We start from the raw sequence: 19,014 nt of genomic DNA on the forward strand, positions 1-19,014 counted from the left end.
AGGCCATGGCGCATTTCGACGTATTGATCCGCCACGGCACGCTCGTGGACGGCACAGGGGCAGCGCGCCAGCGCGGCGATGTCGGCATCCGGGGGGACCACATCGCCGCGCTCGGCGAACTGCACCAGGCCACGGCCGATACGGTGATCGACGCCACCGGCCGCATCGTGGCGCCGGGTTTCATCGACTCGCACACGCACGACGACCGCTACCTCACCTCGGCGCCGCAGATGCCGGCCAAGCTCAGCCAGGGCGTGACCACGGTGGTCACCGGCAACTGCGGCATCAGCCTGGCGCCGTGGACCGCACGCGCCGGCCAGGGTGTGCCGCAGCCGCTCAACCTGCTGAGCGACGATCCGGCGGACTTCCGCTTTCCCACCTTCGCCGGCTACCTGGCGGACCTGGAGAGCCGGCCCGCCGCCATCAACGCCGCCTGCCTGGTGGGCCACACGGCCCTGCGCGCGGCAGCGATGGAGAGCCTGGACCGCAGCGCCGACGCGGCCGAGATCGCCCACATGCAGGAGCTGCTGCGCGAGGCGATGGAGGCGGGCGCGATCGGGCTTTCGACCGGCGCCGCCTATCCCGCCGCCATGCCGGCGAGCACCGCCGAGATGGAAGGCGTGATCTCGGCCATGCGCGGCTATGGCGGCGTCTACGCCAGCCATATCCGCGACGAGAGCGACCGCATCTTCGAGGCCATGGACGAAGCGATCGCCGTGGGTGCGGCCGGCGCGGCCAACACCGTGCTCTCGCACCACAAGCTGATCGGCAAACACAACCACGGCCGCTCGGTGCAGACCCTGGCGCATGTGGCGCAGGCCCGGCTCAGCCATCCGGTGGCGCTGGACGCCTATCCCTACACGGCCGGCTCCACCGTGCTGCGCAAGGACCGGCTGCCGGTCTCCAGCCGGGTGATCGTGACCAAGTCGGTGCCGCATCCGGAACACGCCGGCCGCGACCTGGACGACATCGCCCGCGACATGGGCCTGTCGCCCGAGGACGCGGTCGATGCCCTGCAGCCCGCCGGCGCCATCTACTTCCTGATGGACGAGCAGGACGTGCAGCGCATCCTGAAATTCCCCGCCACCATGGTCGGCTCCGACGGCATCCCGCACGACAGCGCGCCGCATCCGCGCCTGTGGGGCACCTTCCCGCGGGTGCTGGGCCATTACTGCCGCGACGTCGGCCTGTTCACCCTGGAAGAGGCGGTGCACAAGATGACGGGGCTCACCGCCACCCACTTCAAGCTGCCCGGCCGCGGTGTGCTGGCGGTCGGCAACTTCGCCGATGTGACGGTGTTCGACGCCGGCGGCATCGCCGACCTGGCCACCTGGGAAGCACCGACACGGCAGGCCGCCGGCATCGATGCGGTACTGGTCAACGGCGCCCTGGCCTGGCGCGACGGCGCGGCCACCGGCGTTTTCAAGGGCCGGGTGATCCGGCATTCGGACGGCGGCGCGCCGTCCTGATGATCAGTCCGGCGCGCGCAGCACCCGGCGGTACTGCGCGGCCTCGGCCAGATGGACCGCGGTGACCGCCGGCTCCCCCGTCAGATCGGCGATGGTGCGCGCCACCCGCAGCACCCGGTGCGTGCTGCGCGCCGACCAGCCCAGCTTGGCGGCGGTCTTGTGCAGAAAGGCCAGGGCCTGGGGCGCCAGCGCCGCATGCAGTTCGATATCGCCCGCCTGCAGCCGGTGGTTGCCGCAGCCCTGCCGGTGCAAGGCGCGTTCGTGGGCCTGCCGCACCCGGGCGCGGATGGCGGCGCTGTCCTCGCCGGGCGGCGCATGCAGCAGGCGGTCCGGCGGCAGGGCCGGCACCTCGATCTGCAGGTCGATGCGGTCGAGCAGCGGCCCGGAGATGCGCGCCTGGTAACGCTGGATCTGTTCCGGGCTGGAGCGGTAGGGGTTCTCGCGGGTGCCCAGGCCGCCGCAGGGCGTGGGGTTCATGGCGGCGATCAGCTGGAAACGCGCGGGGAATTCGGCGCGCAGCGCGGCGCGCGAGATGCTGATCTGGCCGGTCTCCATCGGCTCGCGCAGCGCTTCCAGGGCAGGCCTCGGGAACTCCGGCAGTTCATCGAGGAAAAGCACCCCGTGGTGGGCCATCGAAATCTCGCCCGGCCGCGGCGGCGACCCACCGCCCACCAGCGCGGCGGCACTTGCCGTGTGATGCGGCGCCCGGGTGGGCCGCGCGCCCCAGGCGCGCAGATCGAAGCGGCCCGACAGGCTGGCGATGGCCGCGCTCTCCAGCGCCTCGTCCAGCGACATCGGCGGCAGCAGCCCGGCAAAACGCTGGGCCAGCATCGACTTGCCCGAGCCCGGCGGCCCCACCATCAGCAGGCTGTGGCCGCCGGCGGCGGCGATCTCTAGCACCCGCTTGGCGCTGTCCTGGCCGCGCACGTCGCGCAGGTCGGGATAGCAGAGCGGCTCCGACAGCGCCGGTGCGCCCGGCCGGGCCCAGCCATCGCCCGCTTCGGGCGGGCCTTCGGCCGTCTCGGGCAGGAACCGGCCGACCACATCCAGCAGGTGCCGGGCGCCATACACCTCACGCCCCGGCACCAGCGCGGCCTCGCTGGCGCTGGCCGTCGGCAGCACCAGCCGCACCGAGGGCGAACCCCGCCGCAGCGTCAGCGCCATGGCCAGCGCGCCGCGCACCGGCCGCAGTTCGCCCGACAGCGACAGCTCCCCGGCGAACTCCCAGCCCGCCAGCCGGCCCGCGTCCACCTGGCCGCTGGCCGCCAGGATGCCGAACGCGATCGGCAGATCGAAACGCCCCGAATCCTTGGGCAGGTCGGCCGGCGCCAGATTGACGGTGATGCGTTTGCTGTGCGGAAACTCCAGCCCCGCGTTCAGCAAGGCCGAGCGCACCCGCTCGCGCGCTTCCTTCACCTCGACATCGGCCAGCCCGACCAGCGTGAAGCAGGGCAGGCCGTTGGCCAAGTGGACTTCGACCGTCACCGCGGCCGCCTCCATGCCCTGCAGGGCCCGGCTTTGCACGACGGCAATCGACATGGGATTTCCTTATGAAGCGCGACCGAATCTCGCGAAATCCGGCATATTAACAAGAATGTTAGTGAGCGCTCTGCACTATCTCTGGGCATAAAAATGCCCGAGGCGCCGATTCGGCGCAATCATGTTCTGTCAAAAGAACAAGATGCACCGCGAGCATTAGGGTATGCCCTGGCTTTGGTGCATCCCTGATGGGTCGAGGGACATCTGGCATGGATCGTGCAATTTGCTCTGTGGCAATTTGTCACACCCACCCCCTTCCACCCCCCGGAGAAGAGAGAAATGAAGAAAGTCCTGTTCGCGCTTGCCGCCGTCGCCACCGCCGCACTTCCCCTTGCCGCGAGTGCCCAGCTGACCGCCAACGTCTCCCTGACGTCCAACTACAAGTTCCGCGGCCAGGACCAGGACGCCTCGCGCACCAAGGGCCTGAAGCCCGCCCTGCAAGGCGGCTTCGACTACGCCTTCGGCGAGACCGGCTTCTACATCGGCAACTGGAACTCCTCGGTCGACTGGCTGCCCAACAACAGCCTGGAAAGCGACTTCTACGGCGGCTACAAGATGACCGCCGGCGACTTCGCCCTGGACTTCGGTGCCCTGGCCTACATCTACTCCGGCTACCAGCCCGCCAAGACCGTCGAGCTCTACGCATCGGCCGGCTGGGGCCCGCTGGTCGCCAAGTATTCGCACACCGTCTCGGACGGCTACTTCGCCTTCTCCAACGCTTCGGGCCAGCGCCTGGACGGCCAGGGCACCGGCTACTTCAACCTGGCCTATGCCCAGGAAGTGATGCCCAAGGTCACCGTCAAGGCCGCTCTCGGCTACACCCGCCTGTCCAGCGACATCCGCCACGATGCCAGCACCAACTGGTCCAACTACACCGACTACAACGTCGGCGCTGCCTATGATTTCGGCAGCGGTGTCTCCTTGAGCGGTGCCGTCGTCGGCGCCAACAAGAAGGATGTCTACGGCTTCATCAACAAGAACCGCTTCGTCGTCACGCTGACCAAGGCCATGTGACGATATCGCCGGCGCCAGCCCCGCTGTGCGCCGGACTCACAACAACTCGGAGGATTGAAAATATGAAATTGGTGACAGCGATCATCAAGCCCTTCAAGCTCGACGAAGTGCGCGAAGCACTCTCGACGATCGGGGTACAGGGCATCACGGTGACCGAGGTTAAGGGCTTCGGGCGCCAAAAAGGCCATACCGAGCTCTACCGCGGAGCCGAATACGTCGTCGACTTCCTGCCCAAAGTGAAGATCGAAGCGGCCGTCTCGGACGACCTGGTCGAACGCGTGATCGAGGCCGTCGAAGGCGCCGCACGCACCGGCAAGATCGGCGACGGCAAGATTTTTGTCTACGACCTCGAACAGGTCGTGCGCATCCGCACCGGTGAAACCGGTCGCGAGGCACTCTGATCCGGCAGGACGAAAGAGCACAAGCCATGAAAAAATTCCTTGCTTCCCTCCTGCTGGGCGCGAGCCTGATCGCCGGCGCCTCGTTCGCCGTCGCCCAGAACGCACCCACCACCAACGCCACCGGCACCACCGGTGAAGCCAGCACGGCCGCACCGGCCGCGACAGCTGCTGCCCCGGCCGCACCCGCTGCCGCCGCTCCGGCTGCGCCGGCCGCCGCCGCTGCTGCTGCACCCGCAGCCGCCGAGGCAGCGCCCGCCGCCGCGCCGGCACCGGTGCCCAACAAGGGCGACACCGCCTGGATGCTGGTCTCCACCCTGCTGGTGCTGATGATGGCCGTGCCCGGCCTGGCCCTGTTCTACGGCGGCCTGGTCCGCAGCAAGAACATGCTGTCGGTGCTGATGCAGGTGCTGGTCACCTTCTCGCTGATCCTGGTCCTGTGGTTCATCTACGGCTACAGCCTGGCGTTCACCGAGGGCAATGCCTTCGTGGGCGGCTTCGACCGCTTCTTCATGAAGGGCATCTGGGACAACACCGCCGGCACCTTCGCCAACGGCGCGACCTTCAGCAAGGGCGTGGTCATTCCGGAAATCGTGTTCGCCGTCTTCCAGGCCACGTTCGCCGGCATCACCTGCGCGCTGATCGTCGGTTCGTTCGCCGAGCGCATCAAGTTCTCGGCCGTGCTGGCCTTCATGGTGCTGTGGTTCACCTTCAGCTACATCCCGATGGCCCACATGGTCTGGTTCTGGATGGGTCCGGACGCCTACACCGGCGCTGACGTGGTCGACGCGATGAACGCCAAGGCCGGCCTGCTCTGGCAGTGGGGCGCGCTGGACTTCGCCGGCGGCACCGTGGTGCACATCAACGCGGCCGTCGCCGGCCTGGTGGGCGCCTACTGCGTGGGCAAGCGCATCGGCTTCGGCAAGGAAGCGCTGACCCCGCACAGCCTGACCCTGACCATGGTCGGCGCCTCGCTGCTGTGGGTGGGCTGGTTCGGCTTCAACGCCGGCTCCGCCCTGGAAGCCAACGGCACCGCCGCCCTGGCCTTCGCCAACACCATGCTGGCCACCGCCGCCGCGGTGCTGACCTGGTCGCTGGGTGAAGCCATGCTGCGCGGCAAGTCGTCCATGCTGGGTGCCGCTTCCGGCGCCGTCGCCGGCCTGGTGGCCATCACCCCCGCCGCCGGCAACGTCGGCATCGGTGGCGGCCTGGTCATCGGCCTGATCTCCGGCTTCGCCGGCCTCTGGGGCGTGACCGGCCTGAAGAAGATGCTGGGCGCCGACGACACGCTGGACGTGTTCGGCGTGCACGGCGTCTGCGGCATCCTGGGTGCCCTGCTGACCGGCGTGTTCAACGCCCCCAGCCTGGGTGGCCCCGGCTATGTCGCCGACTGGACCACCGCCACCGTCGTGACGGCCGATGCCTTCTCGATCGGTTCGCAGGTCTGGGTGCAGTTGAAGGGCGTGATCCTGACCGTCGTCTGGTCGGGTGTGGTCTCCTTCATCGCCTACAAGCTGGTCGACATGACCATCGGCCTGCGCGTCAGCGAAGAAGCCGAGCGCGAAGGCCTGGACATCACCTCGCACGGCGAAACCGCCTACCACTAAACATCGCGGGAGAGCTGGCGCGGTCCTTGCATCGTTGCCAGCGCTGCGAACTTGCTTTGTAGCGAGAGTCTCCTTTGGATGTTGGGCCCGCCTCACCGCGGGCCCTTTTTTTTGTGCGGCCGGACACGGCGCGGCCAGCGGCAGCCGCTAAGGTGTGGCCATGCAAAGCAGCGACTGGACTCCCGCCTTCGAACAGCCCGATCTCCTGGGCGAATCCCCCTTCTGGCACCCCTTGGAGCGGCTGCTCTACTGGGTGGACATTCCCGGCCGCAAGCTGCTGCGCGGCGATCCTCAAGACGGTCGGCGCGAGACCTGGGACATGCCGAGCGAGCCCGGCTGCATCGCACCGGTACGGGGCGGCGGCCTGGTGATCGCCCTGCGCGACGGCATCTACCGCGCGCAAAACTGGGGCGGCACGCTGGCCCTGCTGGCGCGTTTTCCGCACGATCCGGCCCTGGTGCGCTTCAACGACGGCAAATGCGACAGCCAGGGCCGCTTCTGGGCCAGCACCGTCTACGAGCCCAAGGACAAACGCGGCGCCGATCTGTGGTGCCTGGACATGCGCGGCGGCAAGGCCGAGGCGATGCTCAAGGCCTGCAACGCCACCACCGGCAACGGCATGGCCTGGACGCCCGACGAAAGCGGCGCCTTCTGGTCGGATACGCCCCGCCACCGCATCCACGCCTGGGACTACGAATCCGCCACCGGCGTGCTGCGCCGCCACCGGGTGTTCCGCCAGTTCCCGCCCAAGCCCGAGGGCTGGACCTCCGCCGAAGCCGGCGCGCGCCCCTACGGCGGCCGGCCCGACGGCGCGGCCATGGACAGCGCCGGCCGCTACCACTGCGCCATGTTCGAGGGCTCGCGCCTGCTGCGCATCGATGCCGACGGCGTGGGCGAGAGCAGCCTGGCCCTGCCGGCGGTCTGCCCCACCATGCCCTGCTTCGGCGGCGAGGACCTGCGCACCCTCTTCGTCACCACCTCGCGCGAGAAGCGCCCGCCGGAAGAACTGCAGCGCACGCCGCTGGCGGGCCGGGTGCTGCAGGCGCGGGTGGAGGTGGCCGGCCTGCCGGTGAATTTCTTCGATCCGGGGCCGGGCGGCTGACTTCCTAGGGTTAGCCCCAGTCACTTTTCTTCGATCGGGGCTGGCAGTGCCATCGATTTCCGGCGGCGCGGGCTTCACGGGCCCGTAACATCCGGAGCATGTCTTTGTCCGTCAACGAACTGGTCGACCGGGTACGCGCCGCCGCCGCCGACAAGCAGCCGCTCCGCATCCGGGGCGGCGGCACCAAGGATTTCTACGGCCACCCGGTAGCGGGCGAGATGCTGGAGACCGGCGGCCTCAGCGGCATCGTCGATTACGAGCCCAGCGAACTGGTCGTCACCGCCCTGGCCGGCACCCCGCTGGCCGAACTGGAGGCCGCCCTGGCCGAGCGCGGCCAGTGCCTGCCCTTCGAGCCGCCGCGCTTCGGCGCCGGCGGCACCGTCGGCGGCATGGTGGCGGCGGGCCTGGCCGGGCCGGCGCGGGCCAGCGTGGGTTCGGTGCGCGACTATGTGCTGGGCACCCAGCTTCTGAACGGCAAGGCCGAGCTGCTCGACTTCGGCGGCCAGGTGATGAAGAACGTCGCCGGCTACGACGTCTCGCGGCTGCTCGCCGGCTCGCTCGGCACCCTGGGCGTGATCACCCGGGTCAGCCTGAAGGTGCTGCCGGTGCCGCCGGCAGAGGCCACGCTGCGCTGGGCCTGTTCGCAGGACGAGGCGCTGGAACTGCTGCACGGCTGGGGCGGCCAGCCCTGGCCGCTGAATGCCAGCCGCTGGCAGCTGGAAGATGCCGCCGATGCCGGCTCCGGCGTGCTGCACCTGCGGCTGCGGGGTGCCGTCGCCGCCGTGCAGGCGGCCTGCCAGACGCTGGGCGGGCGGGCCGTGCCGGGCGAGGTGCACAGCGACTGGGAAGCCTGCCGCGACCAGCGCCTGGCCTGGTTCGCCGCGCGGCCGCCAGGCCACGACCTGTGGCGCCTCTCGCTGCCGCAGACCGCGCCGGTGCTGGGTTCGGGATTGGCAAACGCGATCGGCCCGCTGGTCGAATGGCATGGCGCCCAGCGCTGGTACCAGCTCGACGCACGAGACACCCAGGCAGCCCATGCGCTGCGCCAGGCCGCGCACGAGGCCGGCGGCCATGCTGTGCGTTTCCGCCCGGCCGATCCGGCGGCCGGCGAGCGTTTCGCGCCGCTGTCCGCCGCCTTGGCGCGCATCCACGAGGCCTTGCGCCGCAGCTTCGACCCCCACCGCATCTTCAACCCCGGCCGCATGCACCCCTGATCCGCCATGCAACGTCTGCTGCACCTCGCCGACCGCCACCGCAGTGCCTCCACCACCCGCTGGCTGGGCTGGCTGCTGGCCTTCAACGCGGGCGCGGTGAATGCGGGCGGCATCCTGGTGGTCGGCATGTACACCTCGCACATGACCGGCTTTGCCTCCCAGGTGGCCGACGGCCTGGTGCTGGGCCGCGCCGCGATGCTGGCGAGCGCGCTGGGCGCGCTGCTGTCCTTTCTGTGCGGCGCCGCCGTCACCGCCATGGTGGTGGCCTGGGCGCGCCAGCACCGCCTGCGCAGCGGCTTCGCCCTGCCGCTGCTGCTGGAGGCGGCGCTGCTGCTGCCCTTCGGCCTGATGGGTGCGATCACCCTGAACTGGCCCACGCCCTTCGCCGTGCCGGCCACGGTGCTGCTGCTGGCCTTCATCATGGGACTGCAGAACGCCATGGGCACCCAGGCCTCGGGCGGCCGGGTGCGCAGCACCCACATGACCGGCAACATCACCGACCTGGGCATCGAGCTGGGCAAGCTGATCTACCGCAACCGCAGCGGCCTGCCGCCGGACGTGGTGGTGCGTGCCGACCGCGGCCGCATGCGCATGTATGGCGGCCTGCTGCTGGCCTTCATCGTCGGCGGGCTGTTCGGCGCGGCGGGCTTTCACTACATCGGCTTTCTCTGGGTGCTGCCGATGGCGGCGCTGCTGCTGACGCTGGCCCTGCCGCCGGTGCTGCACGACCTGCGCCAGCGCAACCATTTGCACACGGTGCTGGTGCGTGTCCTGGAGCGCCTGGGCCAGTGGTTCCGCCTGCGCCGCCATTCCTGAAAAACCAGCACCAGAAAAAGCCCCATGCAGACCCAGCTGTCACCCGAATTCGCCGATACCGCCGATGGCCGCGAGGCCGAGGCGATCCTGCGCAAATGCGTGCATTGCGGCTTCTGCACCGCCACCTGCCCCACCTACCAGCTGCTGGGCGACGAACTCGACGGCCCGCGCGGCCGCATCTACCTGATCAAGCAGGTGCTCGAAGGCCAGCAGCCCACCGAGAAGACACGCACCCATCTCGACCGCTGCCTCACCTGCCGCAACTGCGAAACCACCTGCCCGAGCGGCGTGCAGTACGGCCACCTGGTGGACATCGGCCGGCGCATCGTCGAGAAGAAGGTGCCGCGCAGCCCCGGCCAGCGCGCCCTGCGCTGGACCCTCAAGCAGGGCCTGACCTCACCCCTGTTCGCCCCGGCGATGAAGCTCGGCCAGTCGGTGCGCGGACTGCTGCCGCCGGCCCTGCAGGCCAAGGTGCCGGCGCGCCAGTCGGCCGGCACGTGGCCCAGCCGCACCCACGCGCGCCGCATGCTGCTGCTGGCCGGCTGCGTGCAGCCCGCCATGGCGCCCAACATCAATGCGGCGACGGCGCGAGTGCTCGATGCCTGCGGCATCCAGACCGTGATCGCCGAGGCCGCCCGCTGCTGCGGGGCGGTGAAGTTCCACCTCAACGACCAGGCCGGCGGCCTGGACCAGATGCGCGCCGCCATCGACGCCTGGTGGCCGCTGCTGGACAGCGGCCAGGCCGAGGCGATCGTGCTGAATGCCTCGGGCTGCGGCGTCACCGTGAAGGAATACGGCCACCTGCTGCGCGACGATCCGGCCTATGCCGCGAAGGCCGCGCGGGTCTCCGCCGCGGCGCGCGACTTGGGCGAGCTGCTGCCCGAACTGCTGCCCCGGCTGCAGGCCGCCATCGACAAGCCGTCCGCGCACCAGGTGCTGGCCTACCACCCGCCCTGCACCCTGCAGCACGGCCAGCAGCTGCGCGGCGGCGTCGAGCAGGCGCTGCGCACCCTGGGCTTCGCGCTGCAGACGGCGCCCGAGGAGTCGCACCTGTGCTGCGGCTCCGCCGGCACCTACTCCGTACTGCAGCCGCAGCTCGCCCAGCCGCTGCGCGACCGCAAGCTGCACCATCTGCAGAAGCTGCAGCCGGCGGCCATCCTGTCGTCCAACATCGGCTGCATCACCCATCTGCAAAGCGGCACCGAAGTGCCGGTGCGCCACTGGATCGAGCTGCTGGACGAAGCACTGTTGCCTGCCGTTTCATCGGAAAAAGCCGCCAGCCCCCGCGGGCTGGCATGATCGAGGGTTCGCTCCCGAACTGACCGACGACGTGAACGCAACCGATTCCCCCCTGGCCACCCCCGTGGCCGAAACCGCAGGCGCGGCGATCCCCGACACAGCGCCCGGTGCCGATTCCGGAGCTTCCGAGGATTTCTCCGGCGCTGCTTCCGCGCAGCCCGGCAAATCCGGCGGCCGGCGCCGCGGAGGCCGTGGCGGCCGCCGTGGCGCGGCTGCACCGGCAAGCGACGCGCCCGCCGGCAAACCCGCGGCCGGCGAACGCCATCATCGCCAGGTGCATCCGCTGCTGGAGCAGCTCGCCTCGCTCTACCCCCGGCTCTTCGGTGGCGACTTCCTGCCGCTCAAGCGCGGCATCTTCCAGGACCTGCGCGAGGCGCATCCGGAACTGCTGGCGCCCGATGCGCTGAAGGAAGCCCTGGGCCAGCACACCCGCTCCACCCGCTACCTGCAGACCATCGCCGCCGCGCGGCCGCGCCACGACCTGGCCGGCCAGTCGGTGGAGGCGCTGGCGCCCGAGCATGTCTACCAGGCCCTGATCGAACTCTGGCGCCGCCGCAGCCACCGCACGCCGGAATCCGGCCAGGCGGCCCTGCGCGACGAATGGCGCAAGCGCATCGTGCGGGCCTTCGAAAGCTCCGGCCTGGCGCGCGACGAATATGCCGAGAAGGTCCGCACACGCGACGAGATCGCCGGCGCGCTGCTCGACGAGGCGCTGTCCGAGGCTTCGGCCCAGGCCGCCAAGGACGAAGCCCTGCTGCGCGCCTTCGAAGCCGGCCAGGCCGAACTGCCGGCCTTTGCCGACATGTACGGCCTGGATCCGCGCCAGACCGCACGGGTGCTGGAAGCGGCGCAGCGCCGCCGCGGCGCGGCGCCGGCCGTCGCGCCCGCCCCGGCCGCCTGAGCCCGCGGCCGCGGGTTACAGATAGCAGCGCCCCGCCGCGGGGCGCTTTCCACAATGGGCTCCCCCGGCGCATCCGCGCCTTCCGAGGAGACCCCATGCCCCGTTTGTTTTCCGTGCTGCTGCCGGCCGCGACGCTTTGCTGCGCCCTGGCTGGCGCTGCCCATGCCCAGTCGCCGGCCGATGTGAAATACCGCTGCGGCGGCATCGGCTCGGACGAATCCACGCAGATGCGCGAGGAGATGAAGAGCCATCCGCTGTCCCTGCTGTTCGCCAAGCCGGACGGCGATTACCTGGCCGATGTGCAGGTCAGCCTGTCGGATACGCAGGGCAAGCCGCTGCAGGAATGGAAGGCCAGCGGCCCCGTTTGCCTGGTGGACCTGCCGCCCGGCCGCTACAAGGTCTCGGCGCGCAGCGGCGACACCAGCCGCGACCGTGAGGTCAATGTCGGCGCAACGCCGGTGCGGCTCGACTTCCGCTTCTGACGCAGCCCAGGCGCGCGATGCCCGCGATCAGTGGTGGTCGTCGTGGCGCGCGATCTGCAGCAGGTGGTCGACTTCCTCGGGGTAGCGTTTGAGGTTGTTCTGGTGCCAGCGCATGATCATCCACATCATGCCGGCCACCACCACGCCGAAGGCGGTGATCGCACCGAAGGCCGACAGGCCGAACTTGGTCGACACGCTGTAGAAGGCGCCCAGGCCCAGGATGCAGGCCTGCTCGTTGAAGTTTTGCACGGCGATGGAGCGGCCGGCGCCCATCAGGTTGTGGCCGCGGTGCTGCAGCAGCGCGTTCATCGGCACCACCAGGAAGCCGCCGATGCCGCCCAGCAGGATCAGGAAGGGCGCCGCCAGCCAGACATTGGTGATGAAGTTCATGAAGATGACCAGCACCCCCATGCAGATGCCCAGCGGAATCACCCGCGTGGCCATGTCCAGGCGCATGCGCATCGAGGCCAGCACCGCACCCACGGCGGTGCCCACGGCGACCACGCCGACCAGCGACGAAGCCTTGGTCGTGCCGTAGCCCAGCGCCGCCGCGCTCCAGGCCAGCACGATGTAGCGCAGATTGCCCGACACGCCCCAGAACAGCGTGGTGGTCGACAGCGAGATCTGGCCCAGCCGGTCGCGCCACAGGCGGGAGTTGCAGGTCCAGAAATCGGGCAGCAGTTCGAGCGCGTTGCACCACATGCTGCGGCTCGGATCCTTGCGCAGCGGACGCATCTGCACGCCGGTGTCGGGGATGCGGGTGTTGAACCAGGCGGCCAGGGCGTAGATGAAGATCAGCACCAGGATGGCGGCCTCGGGCGGCGTGTCGATGCCGGTGTCGAAGTAGGGCAGGTCGAAGCCCAGCAGGAAGCCCGAGACCTGGTGCCCCACCAGCTGGCCGCCGAAGAGCACGCCCAGGATGATGGAGCCGATGGTCAGCCCCTCGATCCAGCCGTTGGCCTTGACCAGCTGCGAAGCCGGCAGCAGCTCGGTGAGGATGCCGTACTTGGCCGGCGAATAGGCCGCAGCGCCCAGGCCCACGATGGCGTAGGCCGCCAGGGGGTGCGCGCCGAACAGCATCATCAGGCAGCCCACCACCTTGATCGCGTTGCTGTAGAACATGACGCGCCCCTTCGGCCGGGCATCCGCGAACGCCCCCACGAAGGGTGCGAGCACCACGTAGAACAGGGCGAACATGGGAACCAATGCGGCGCGCTGCCATTCGGCGGCACCGGAGGTGCGGAGCAGTTCGACGGCAGCGACGAATAGCGCGTTGTCTGCCAGCGACGAGAAGAACTGCGCCGACATGATCGTGAAGAAACCGCGTTTCATCGATGGCATGCGGGCCGGTGTTGAAGCCGGCGCTTATGAGTGACTGCTCTTCGGGTTTCTGAGGAAGGCGGGTTATAGCATGCAGTACCCGAAGCCCTGTTCCGAATGTCCGACCCGGCTGCCGGTGAGTTATCGCCTGACAGAATGCCCGTCATCGTTTTAGAGATCCCAAAAGCGCCATGCCCCGTCCCATCCTCGCCACCATCCATGCCGACGCCCTGCGCCACAACCTCGACCGCATGCGCCGTGCGGCGCAGGACGCGCGGGTCTGGGCGGTGGTCAAGGCCAATGCCTACGGTCACGGCATCGAACGTGTCTTCGAATCCTTCCGCGCCGCCGACGGCTTCGCCATGCTGGACCTGGCCGAGGCCGAACGCGTGCGCGCCCTGGGCTGGCGGGGCCCGGTGATGCTGCTCGAAGGCATCTTCGAGGCGCGCGACCTGGAGCTGTGCTCGCGCCTGCAGATCTGGCATGCGGTGCATACCGACGAGCAGATCGACATGCTGGCGGCGCACAAGACGCAGGCGCCGCACCGCGTCTTCCTGAAGCTCAACTCCGGCATGAACCGCCTGGGTTTCTCGCCCGACCGCTTCCGCACGGCCTACGCCCGGCTGTCGGCCCTGCCGCAGGTCGACGAGATCTCCTTCATGACCCACTTCAGCGATGCCGACGGCGAACGCGGCATCGCCCACCAGCGCGCCGCCTTCGAACGCGCCACCGCCGACCTGCCGGGCGAACGCAGCCTGTGCAACACCGCCGCCCTGCTGCGCCACGCCACCGACGCGGCGGTGCGCGGCGACTGGGTGCGGCCCGGCATCGGCCTCTACGGCGGTGCGCCGGACTTCCCGCAGCACGACATCGCCCACTGGCAGCTGCAGCCGACGATGACACTGTCCTCGCGCATCATCGGCCTGCAGCAGCTGGCGGCCGGCGACACCATCGGCTATGGGTCGAGCTTCACCGCCGACGCCGCCCTGCGTGTGGGCACGGTGGCCTGCGGTTATGCCGACGGTTATCCGCGTCTGGCGGGAACCGGCACGCCGGTGCTGGTGGACGGCGTGCGCACCCGCCTGCTGGGCCGGGTCAGCATGGACATGCTGGCGGTCGACCTGACACCGGTGCCGCAGGCCGGCTTCGGCACGGAGGTGACGCTCTGGGGCAAGGCCCGAAGGACGGCTCCGCGCAAGCCGTGCTGCCCATCGACGAGGTGGCCCGGGCGGCATCGACCATCGGCTACGAACTCATGTGCGCCGTGGCGCCGCGGGTGCCTGTGGTGCTGGGTTAAGCGGCGCAGCCCAGGCCCCGTATTGAATTATCTGAAGATTGGATAGATATATATCTTCGACATTGGTGCCGAGAAGGGAAAATGCCGGCGTTGATATATGCAGATGTGCTGTGACACGATGATTCGTGCGCAAATGTAGGTAGAACGACGGTTATCAGATTGCATGCCGCGCTATTTGGGGCAACCATCCGCCGCCGCGCCGGGCGCCAAGCCCGCCGCGAGGCGGATCGTTCATTCAACCATGTGGTGCCATTTATGCTGTCTCTTACCGATATTGAGGATTCTCCCACCGAAGTTTCCAAAATGGAATCCGTCTGCGATGCCCTCGCGGCGGATTTTTCCCGTGATAACTGCTACCGCTCGGCGCATTTGAGCATGACCGCCAGCGAGAATTATCCGAGCAAATTCGTGCGTGCCATGGGCGGCGCGATGCAGGGCGCGTTCTATGAATTCGCCCCGCCATACTCCACTGCCGAAGGCGAATGGCATTTTCCGGATTCGGGTGCGCAGGCGGCGCTGGTGCAGAAGCTGGCGCAACTCGGCTGCCAGATGTTCCAGGCCCAAACCTTCGACTGGCGCCCCAATGGCGGCGCGGCGGCCGAGCAGGCGGTGCTGCTGGGCACCTGCTCGCGCGGCGATGCCTTCGTGCATTTCGGCCACCAGGATGGCGGCCATTCCTCGCTGGAGGAACTCGCGCGCAAGATCGGCATCGGCATTTTCCATATTCCGGTGCAGGAAGATAGCCTGCTGATCGATGTCCAGCGCCTGGCCGAATTGCTCGCCGCGCAACCCGAAATAAAACTGGTGATACTCGACCAGTCCTTCAAGCTGCGCTGGCAGCCGCTGGCGGAAATCCGCGAAATCATGCCGCCCACCGTGACTTTGGCCTATGACGCCAGCCACGATGGCGGGCTGATTTTGGGCGGTGTATTGCCGCAGCCGCTGGCGGCCGGCGCGGATATCGTGCTCGGTAATACCCATAAGACGATTCCGGGGCCGCAAAAGGGTTATGTGGCGTTTTTCAATGCGCGGCATCCGGTGCTCAAGCCGGTATCCGACTGGATCTGCCCCTATATGCAGAGTAATTCCCATGCCGAATTGCTGGTGCCGTTCTATATGGCATTGGTCGAAATATCGCTTTTCGGCAGGCCGTATGCGCAGCAGATCGTCAAGAACGCGAAGGCGCTGGCCTTGTGCATGCATGCGGAGGGCTTGCGGGTGGTGGGCGAATCCTTCGGCTATACCGAGACGCACCAGGTGCTGGTCTCCATCGGCAGCCCGGGCGAGGCGCTGCATGCGGCGGCGCACCTGCTGGCGCTGGCGGGCATACGCTGCAACAACATCGAGATTCCCGGCTCGGGCGGCCGGCATGGCCTGCGCTTCGGCGTGCAGGCCCTGACGCGGCGCGGCATCCAGGAGATCGACATGGCGGTCATCGCCCGTTTCATCGCCCGGGTGCTGGTGCGCAAGGAGCCGCCGGAACTGGTGCGCAACGAGGTGGCGCTCTTCCTGCGCAGCTTTCCGCTGCATCCGCTGGCCTTTTCGCTGGACAGCCAGTATGAGGAGCCGCATGCGATACGGCTGCGGGAAGAGGTTGCCGCCTGAAACGAGAAAAGCCCCCGCAAGGGCTTTTCGTCAGGCCTGGCGAGGCGCTCAGGACATCTGCTTCTGGCGGTCGCGCAGCAGCTTGATCTGGTCGTGGTTGCGCTGCACGCCCTGCAGCTGCTGTTCGACCAGGGCACGCACCGGTGCCGGCAGGTCCTTCTGGGCGGCCTTGCGGTAGCGCGCCAGGGCGCTGTCTTCGCCGCGTTCGGCTTCTTCGAGCAGGCTCAGGTCGGTGGCGGTGGTGAGCTTGCTGCGCACGGCCACCCAGCCGCGGTGCAGTGCGCCGCTGGCGGTGCCGCCGTCCTCGGGAGTGCCGCCCTGGGTGGTGACGGCCTGCTCCAGGTCGCTCACCGAAGCGCGGATCTCTTCGGCGCGGCGCTGGAAGGTCTGCTTGAGTTCCGGTGCCTGGGCGCGTTCGGCCAGTTCGCGGAAGCCGTATTCGCCGTCGTGCGAGGTTTCGATCAGGTCGTTGAGGGTGTCGATGACATCGTCGCGTGCGCTCATAGCGGTTACTCCTTGAGGGTTTGAGAATTTGCCGAAGACGCGGCGCGGGTCTCTTCAGCTCGCGCCCCGTCGTCGTCGCAAAACCCATCTTGGGCGCCTGCCGCGGCCGCTGCGTCGGCGCCCGGACCCTGTGCCTGTAGGACGGCGGGGACGGGATCCGCGCGCCGAGCAACTCAGCCGAAGAACAGGTAGCCGATGCCGATGGCGGCCACCAGCCCCACCGCATCGGCCACCAGCGCGCAGCCCAGCGCATGGCGTGTGTCGCGCAGGCCGGCGCTGCCGCCGTAGACCGCCAGCACGTAGAAGGTGGTCTCGGTGGAGCCCTGCATGATGGCGGCCAGGCGGGCGGGGAAGGAATCGACGCCATAGGTCGTCATCACATCGACCATCAATGCCCGGGCGCCCGAGCCCGACAGGATCTTCATCAGCCCCACCGGCAGGGCGGGCAGGAAGCGGGTGTCCAGCCCCAGCGCGGATGCGGCCGAGCCGATCGCGCCCATCAGCGCATCCATGCAGCCGGCGGCGCGGAACAGGGCGATCGCGCAGAGCATGGCGACCAGGTAGGGGACGATCTGCACCGCCACGCCGAAGCCCTCCTTGGCGCCTTCCACGAACACCTCGTAGACCGGCACCCGCCGCCAGGCGCCGACGGCCAGGAACATCGCCACCAGGCCCAGGATGCAGGCCGCGCCGGCCACACCCGCGGCCTGTGCCAGCTGCGCGCTCGGCAGTCTCGACAAGGCCCACAGCAAGACGCCGCCGCCGGCGGCCAGGCCCAGCAGCGGCAGCCACCAGCGCGGGCGCCACAGCGCGAAGCCCTGGCAGGCGGCCACGGCGAGGAAGCCGGCCAGACAGGAGACACCGGTGACCAGCAGCGTCGGCAGGAAGATGGCGGCGGCATCGAAATGCGCCACCTTCTGCTGCATGGCGATGCTCTGGCGCACGGCGATGACCGCGGTCGGCACCAGGGTCAGGCCGGCGGTGTTGAGCACCATGAACATGATCTGGGCGTCGCTGGCGGTGTGCGGGCGCGGGTTGAGGGTCTGCAGCTCGCGCATGGCCGACAGGCCCAGCGGCGTGGCGGCGTTGTCCAGGCCGAGCAGGTTGGCCGACAGGTTCATGGTCATCGCGCCCTGGGCCGGATGGCCCGCAGGCACGCCGGGGAACACGGCGCGCAGCAGCGGCGCGACACGCCGCGCCAGGCCCTCGACCAGGCCGGCGCGTTCGCCCACCTTCAGGAAGCCCAGCCACAGCGCCATCACGCCGGTCAGCCCCAGGGCGATGTCGAAGCCGCTGCGCGCCGCGTCGAACAGGGCGGCCACCAGGCGGGCGAAGACCTCGGCGTCGCCGCCCAGGAAACGCGCCAGGGCGGTGACGATGGCCACCAGGAAGAAACCGAGCCAGACCAGGTTGATGACCATGCGGGAGCAGACCGAAAAAGAAGGGCGCCAGGCGTGCGCCGCGCACGGCGGCGAGAATCGGGCGATGCCCGCTGCGGCGATTGTCATGCCGCGGCCATCCTCCCTTCCTGCGATTGCCCGCCGAATGTCCGACACGACCCTCTCCCACGTAGCCGCGCTGCCCTTTGTTTTCGATGCCGCCGCAGACGACAGCGCGCAGGAGGCCATCGCGGCCCTGCAGGCGCGCACCGTCCGCGAGACGGCCGAGGTGGACGGCTGCCCGGTGGTCTTTCGGCGCATCGGCAACGGTCCGCCGCTGCTGCTGCTGCACGGCGGCCACGGCAGCTGGCTGCACTGGGTGCGCAACGTCGATGCCCTCTCGGCGCGCCACACCCTGTGGCTGGCCGACATGCCGGGTTATGGCGACTCCGGCGTGCCCGAAGGTGCGCAGACGCTGGAGAACATCGTCGGTGTGCTCGGCCGGGCGGTAGATCAGCTGCTGGGCGAATCGACCGCGCTGGACATCGCCGGCTTCTCCTTCGGCGGCCTGTGCGCGGCGACGTTGGCCGCGGCGCGGCCGCAGGTGCGGCGTGTCGCCCTGCTGGGCCCGGGCGGCCACGGCCTGCCGCGGCGCGAGCGGCTGGGCATGCTCAACTGGAAGGACCTGCCGCCGGGGCCGGAGCGCGACGCGCGCCTGCACCACAACCTGGCGGCGCTGATGCTGCACGAGCCCGCGCACATCGATGCCATGGCGCTGGCGCTGCACCGGTCGGCCTGCGTCAACACCCGCTGGCGCAGCAAGGGCCTGTCGCGCCGCGCGCTGCTGCCGGATGCGCTGGAGATCCTGTCGCAGCGCCAGGTGCCGGTGCTGCTGGCCTGGGGCGAGCACGACGTCACCGCCGTTCCCACGCAGGCCGGTCCGGCGCTGCTGGCCGGCGCCAGCCAGATGGAACTGGTCATCGTGCCCAATGCGGGCCACTGGCTGCAGTACGAGGCGGCGGACGCCACCGACCGGCTGTTGCTGGACTGGTTCGCGCCGGCCTGAAG

The 19,014-nt window shown here is 69.3% G+C and carries 16 protein-coding genes and 1 pseudogene; 13 read left to right on the forward strand and 4 right to left on the reverse strand.

The annotated features are described in order from the left end of the window. Positions 1-5 precede the first annotated feature (5 nt). A complete protein-coding gene (locus tag GT347_RS14080) occupies positions 6-1,469 on the forward strand; it encodes an N-acyl-D-amino-acid deacylase family protein (RefSeq protein ID WP_160552741.1) in 1,464 nt (487 codons plus the stop codon). 3 nt (positions 1,470-1,472) lie between these two features. Here GT347_RS14080 and GT347_RS14085 read toward each other — a convergent pair whose 3' ends face one another. Beyond that, entirely contained in the window at positions 1,473-3,008 is a 1,536-nt protein-coding gene (locus tag GT347_RS14085; RefSeq protein WP_160552743.1) for a YifB family Mg chelatase-like AAA ATPase, read from the reverse strand. Positions 3,009-3,287: 279 nt separating this feature from the next. Here GT347_RS14085 and GT347_RS14090 point away from each other — a divergent pair, with 279 nt between their 5' ends. The 9 genes from GT347_RS14090 (at position 3,288) to GT347_RS14130 (ending at position 11,841) form a co-directional block, all read left to right on the forward strand. Then, entirely contained in the window at positions 3,288-4,022 is a 735-nt protein-coding gene (locus GT347_RS14090; RefSeq protein WP_160552745.1) for a TorF family putative porin, read from the forward strand. Positions 4,023-4,084: 62 nt separating this feature from the next. Further along, positions 4,085-4,423: a P-II family nitrogen regulator gene (glnK, locus tag GT347_RS14095; protein WP_160552747.1), complete on the forward strand. Its 339-nt coding sequence runs from the start codon at positions 4,085-4,087 to the stop codon at positions 4,421-4,423. A gap of 26 nt (positions 4,424-4,449) precedes the next feature. Continuing rightward, positions 4,450-6,027, forward strand: a complete 1,578-nt coding sequence (gene amt / locus GT347_RS14100) for an ammonium transporter (protein ID WP_160552749.1) — start codon at positions 4,450-4,452, stop codon at positions 6,025-6,027. A gap of 160 nt (positions 6,028-6,187) precedes the next feature. Next, entirely contained in the window at positions 6,188-7,129 is a 942-nt protein-coding gene (locus tag GT347_RS14105) for an SMP-30/gluconolactonase/LRE family protein (RefSeq protein ID WP_160552751.1), read from the forward strand. Positions 7,130-7,227: 98 nt separating this feature from the next. Continuing rightward, a complete protein-coding gene (glcE, locus tag GT347_RS14110) occupies positions 7,228-8,343 on the forward strand; it encodes a glycolate oxidase subunit GlcE (RefSeq protein ID WP_160552752.1) in 1,116 nt (371 codons plus the stop codon). 6 nt (positions 8,344-8,349) lie between these two features. Beyond that, positions 8,350-9,159, forward strand: a complete 810-nt coding sequence (locus GT347_RS14115) for a YoaK family protein (protein WP_160552755.1) — start codon at positions 8,350-8,352, stop codon at positions 9,157-9,159. 24 nt (positions 9,160-9,183) lie between these two features. Beyond that, positions 9,184-10,458: a glycolate oxidase subunit GlcF gene (gene glcF, locus GT347_RS14120; RefSeq protein WP_160552757.1), complete on the forward strand. Its 1,275-nt coding sequence runs from the start codon at positions 9,184-9,186 to the stop codon at positions 10,456-10,458. Positions 10,459-10,489: 31 nt separating this feature from the next. Further along, positions 10,490-11,359, forward strand: a complete 870-nt coding sequence (locus GT347_RS14125) for a ProQ/FINO family protein (RefSeq protein ID WP_229722312.1) — start codon at positions 10,490-10,492, stop codon at positions 11,357-11,359. A gap of 95 nt (positions 11,360-11,454) precedes the next feature. Then, positions 11,455-11,841: a carboxypeptidase-like regulatory domain-containing protein gene (locus GT347_RS14130; RefSeq protein WP_160552759.1), complete on the forward strand. Its 387-nt coding sequence runs from the start codon at positions 11,455-11,457 to the stop codon at positions 11,839-11,841. A gap of 27 nt (positions 11,842-11,868) precedes the next feature. On the opposite strand, the gene lplT is transcribed toward GT347_RS14130, so the two are convergent. Beyond that, complete coding sequence (gene lplT, locus GT347_RS14135) at positions 11,869-13,173, reverse strand: lysophospholipid transporter LplT (protein WP_160552760.1); 1,305 nt, start codon at positions 13,171-13,173, stop codon at positions 11,869-11,871. A gap of 179 nt (positions 13,174-13,352) precedes the next feature. Between lplT and alr the strand changes: the two are divergent. Both alr and GT347_RS14145 read left to right on the forward strand, forming a co-directional pair. Further along, positions 13,353-14,458: pseudogene (gene alr / locus GT347_RS14140) on the forward strand (alanine racemase). Positions 14,459-14,617: 159 nt separating this feature from the next. Next, entirely contained in the window at positions 14,618-16,063 is a 1,446-nt protein-coding gene (locus GT347_RS14145) for a PLP-dependent aminotransferase family protein (RefSeq protein ID WP_229722313.1), read from the forward strand. 48 nt (positions 16,064-16,111) lie between these two features. Here GT347_RS14145 and GT347_RS14150 read toward each other — a convergent pair whose 3' ends face one another. Continuing rightward, positions 16,112-16,567 carry a PA2169 family four-helix-bundle protein gene (locus tag GT347_RS14150; RefSeq protein ID WP_160552762.1) on the reverse strand — a complete coding sequence of 152 codons (456 nt, stop codon included), beginning with the start codon at positions 16,565-16,567 and terminating at the stop codon, positions 16,112-16,114. Between the two features lie 173 nt (positions 16,568-16,740). After that, positions 16,741-17,988, reverse strand: coding sequence for a nucleoside recognition domain-containing protein (locus tag GT347_RS14155; RefSeq protein WP_160555359.1), 1,248 nt, complete (start codon positions 17,986-17,988; stop codon positions 16,741-16,743). 124 nt (positions 17,989-18,112) lie between these two features. On the opposite strand from GT347_RS14155, the gene GT347_RS14160 reads away from it, so the two are divergent. Beyond that, entirely contained in the window at positions 18,113-19,012 is a 900-nt protein-coding gene (locus GT347_RS14160) for an alpha/beta fold hydrolase (RefSeq protein ID WP_229722314.1), read from the forward strand. Positions 19,013-19,014 lie beyond the last annotated feature (2 nt).

The sequence above is a fragment of the Xylophilus rhododendri genome (genome assembly GCF_009906855.1).
Lineage (GTDB): Bacteria > Pseudomonadota > Gammaproteobacteria > Burkholderiales > Burkholderiaceae_C > Xylophilus > Xylophilus rhododendri.

Coding starts and splice junctions, on each gene's coding strand:
- GT347_RS14080 (WP_160552741.1), top strand. CDS start 6: ATGGCGCATTTCGACGTATTGATCCGCCACGGCACGCTCGTGGACGGC.
- GT347_RS14085 (WP_160552743.1), bottom strand. CDS start 3,008: ATGTCGATTGCCGTCGTGCAAAGCCGGGCCCTGCAGGGCATGGAGGCG.
- GT347_RS14090 (WP_160552745.1), top strand. CDS start 3,288: ATGAAGAAAGTCCTGTTCGCGCTTGCCGCCGTCGCCACCGCCGCACTT.
- glnK (WP_160552747.1), top strand. CDS start 4,085: ATGAAATTGGTGACAGCGATCATCAAGCCCTTCAAGCTCGACGAAGTG.
- amt (WP_160552749.1), top strand. CDS start 4,450: ATGAAAAAATTCCTTGCTTCCCTCCTGCTGGGCGCGAGCCTGATCGCC.
- GT347_RS14105 (WP_160552751.1), top strand. CDS start 6,188: ATGCAAAGCAGCGACTGGACTCCCGCCTTCGAACAGCCCGATCTCCTG.
- glcE (WP_160552752.1), top strand. CDS start 7,228: ATGTCTTTGTCCGTCAACGAACTGGTCGACCGGGTACGCGCCGCCGCC.
- GT347_RS14115 (WP_160552755.1), top strand. CDS start 8,350: ATGCAACGTCTGCTGCACCTCGCCGACCGCCACCGCAGTGCCTCCACC.
- glcF (WP_160552757.1), top strand. CDS start 9,184: ATGCAGACCCAGCTGTCACCCGAATTCGCCGATACCGCCGATGGCCGC.
- GT347_RS14130 (WP_160552759.1), top strand. CDS start 11,455: ATGCCCCGTTTGTTTTCCGTGCTGCTGCCGGCCGCGACGCTTTGCTGC.
- lplT (WP_160552760.1), bottom strand. CDS start 13,173: ATGAAACGCGGTTTCTTCACGATCATGTCGGCGCAGTTCTTCTCGTCG.
- GT347_RS14150 (WP_160552762.1), bottom strand. CDS start 16,567: ATGAGCGCACGCGACGATGTCATCGACACCCTCAACGACCTGATCGAA.
- GT347_RS14155 (WP_160555359.1), bottom strand. CDS start 17,988: ATGGTCATCAACCTGGTCTGGCTCGGTTTCTTCCTGGTGGCCATCGTC.
- GT347_RS14160 (WP_229722314.1), top strand. CDS start 18,113: ATGTCCGACACGACCCTCTCCCACGTAGCCGCGCTGCCCTTTGTTTTC.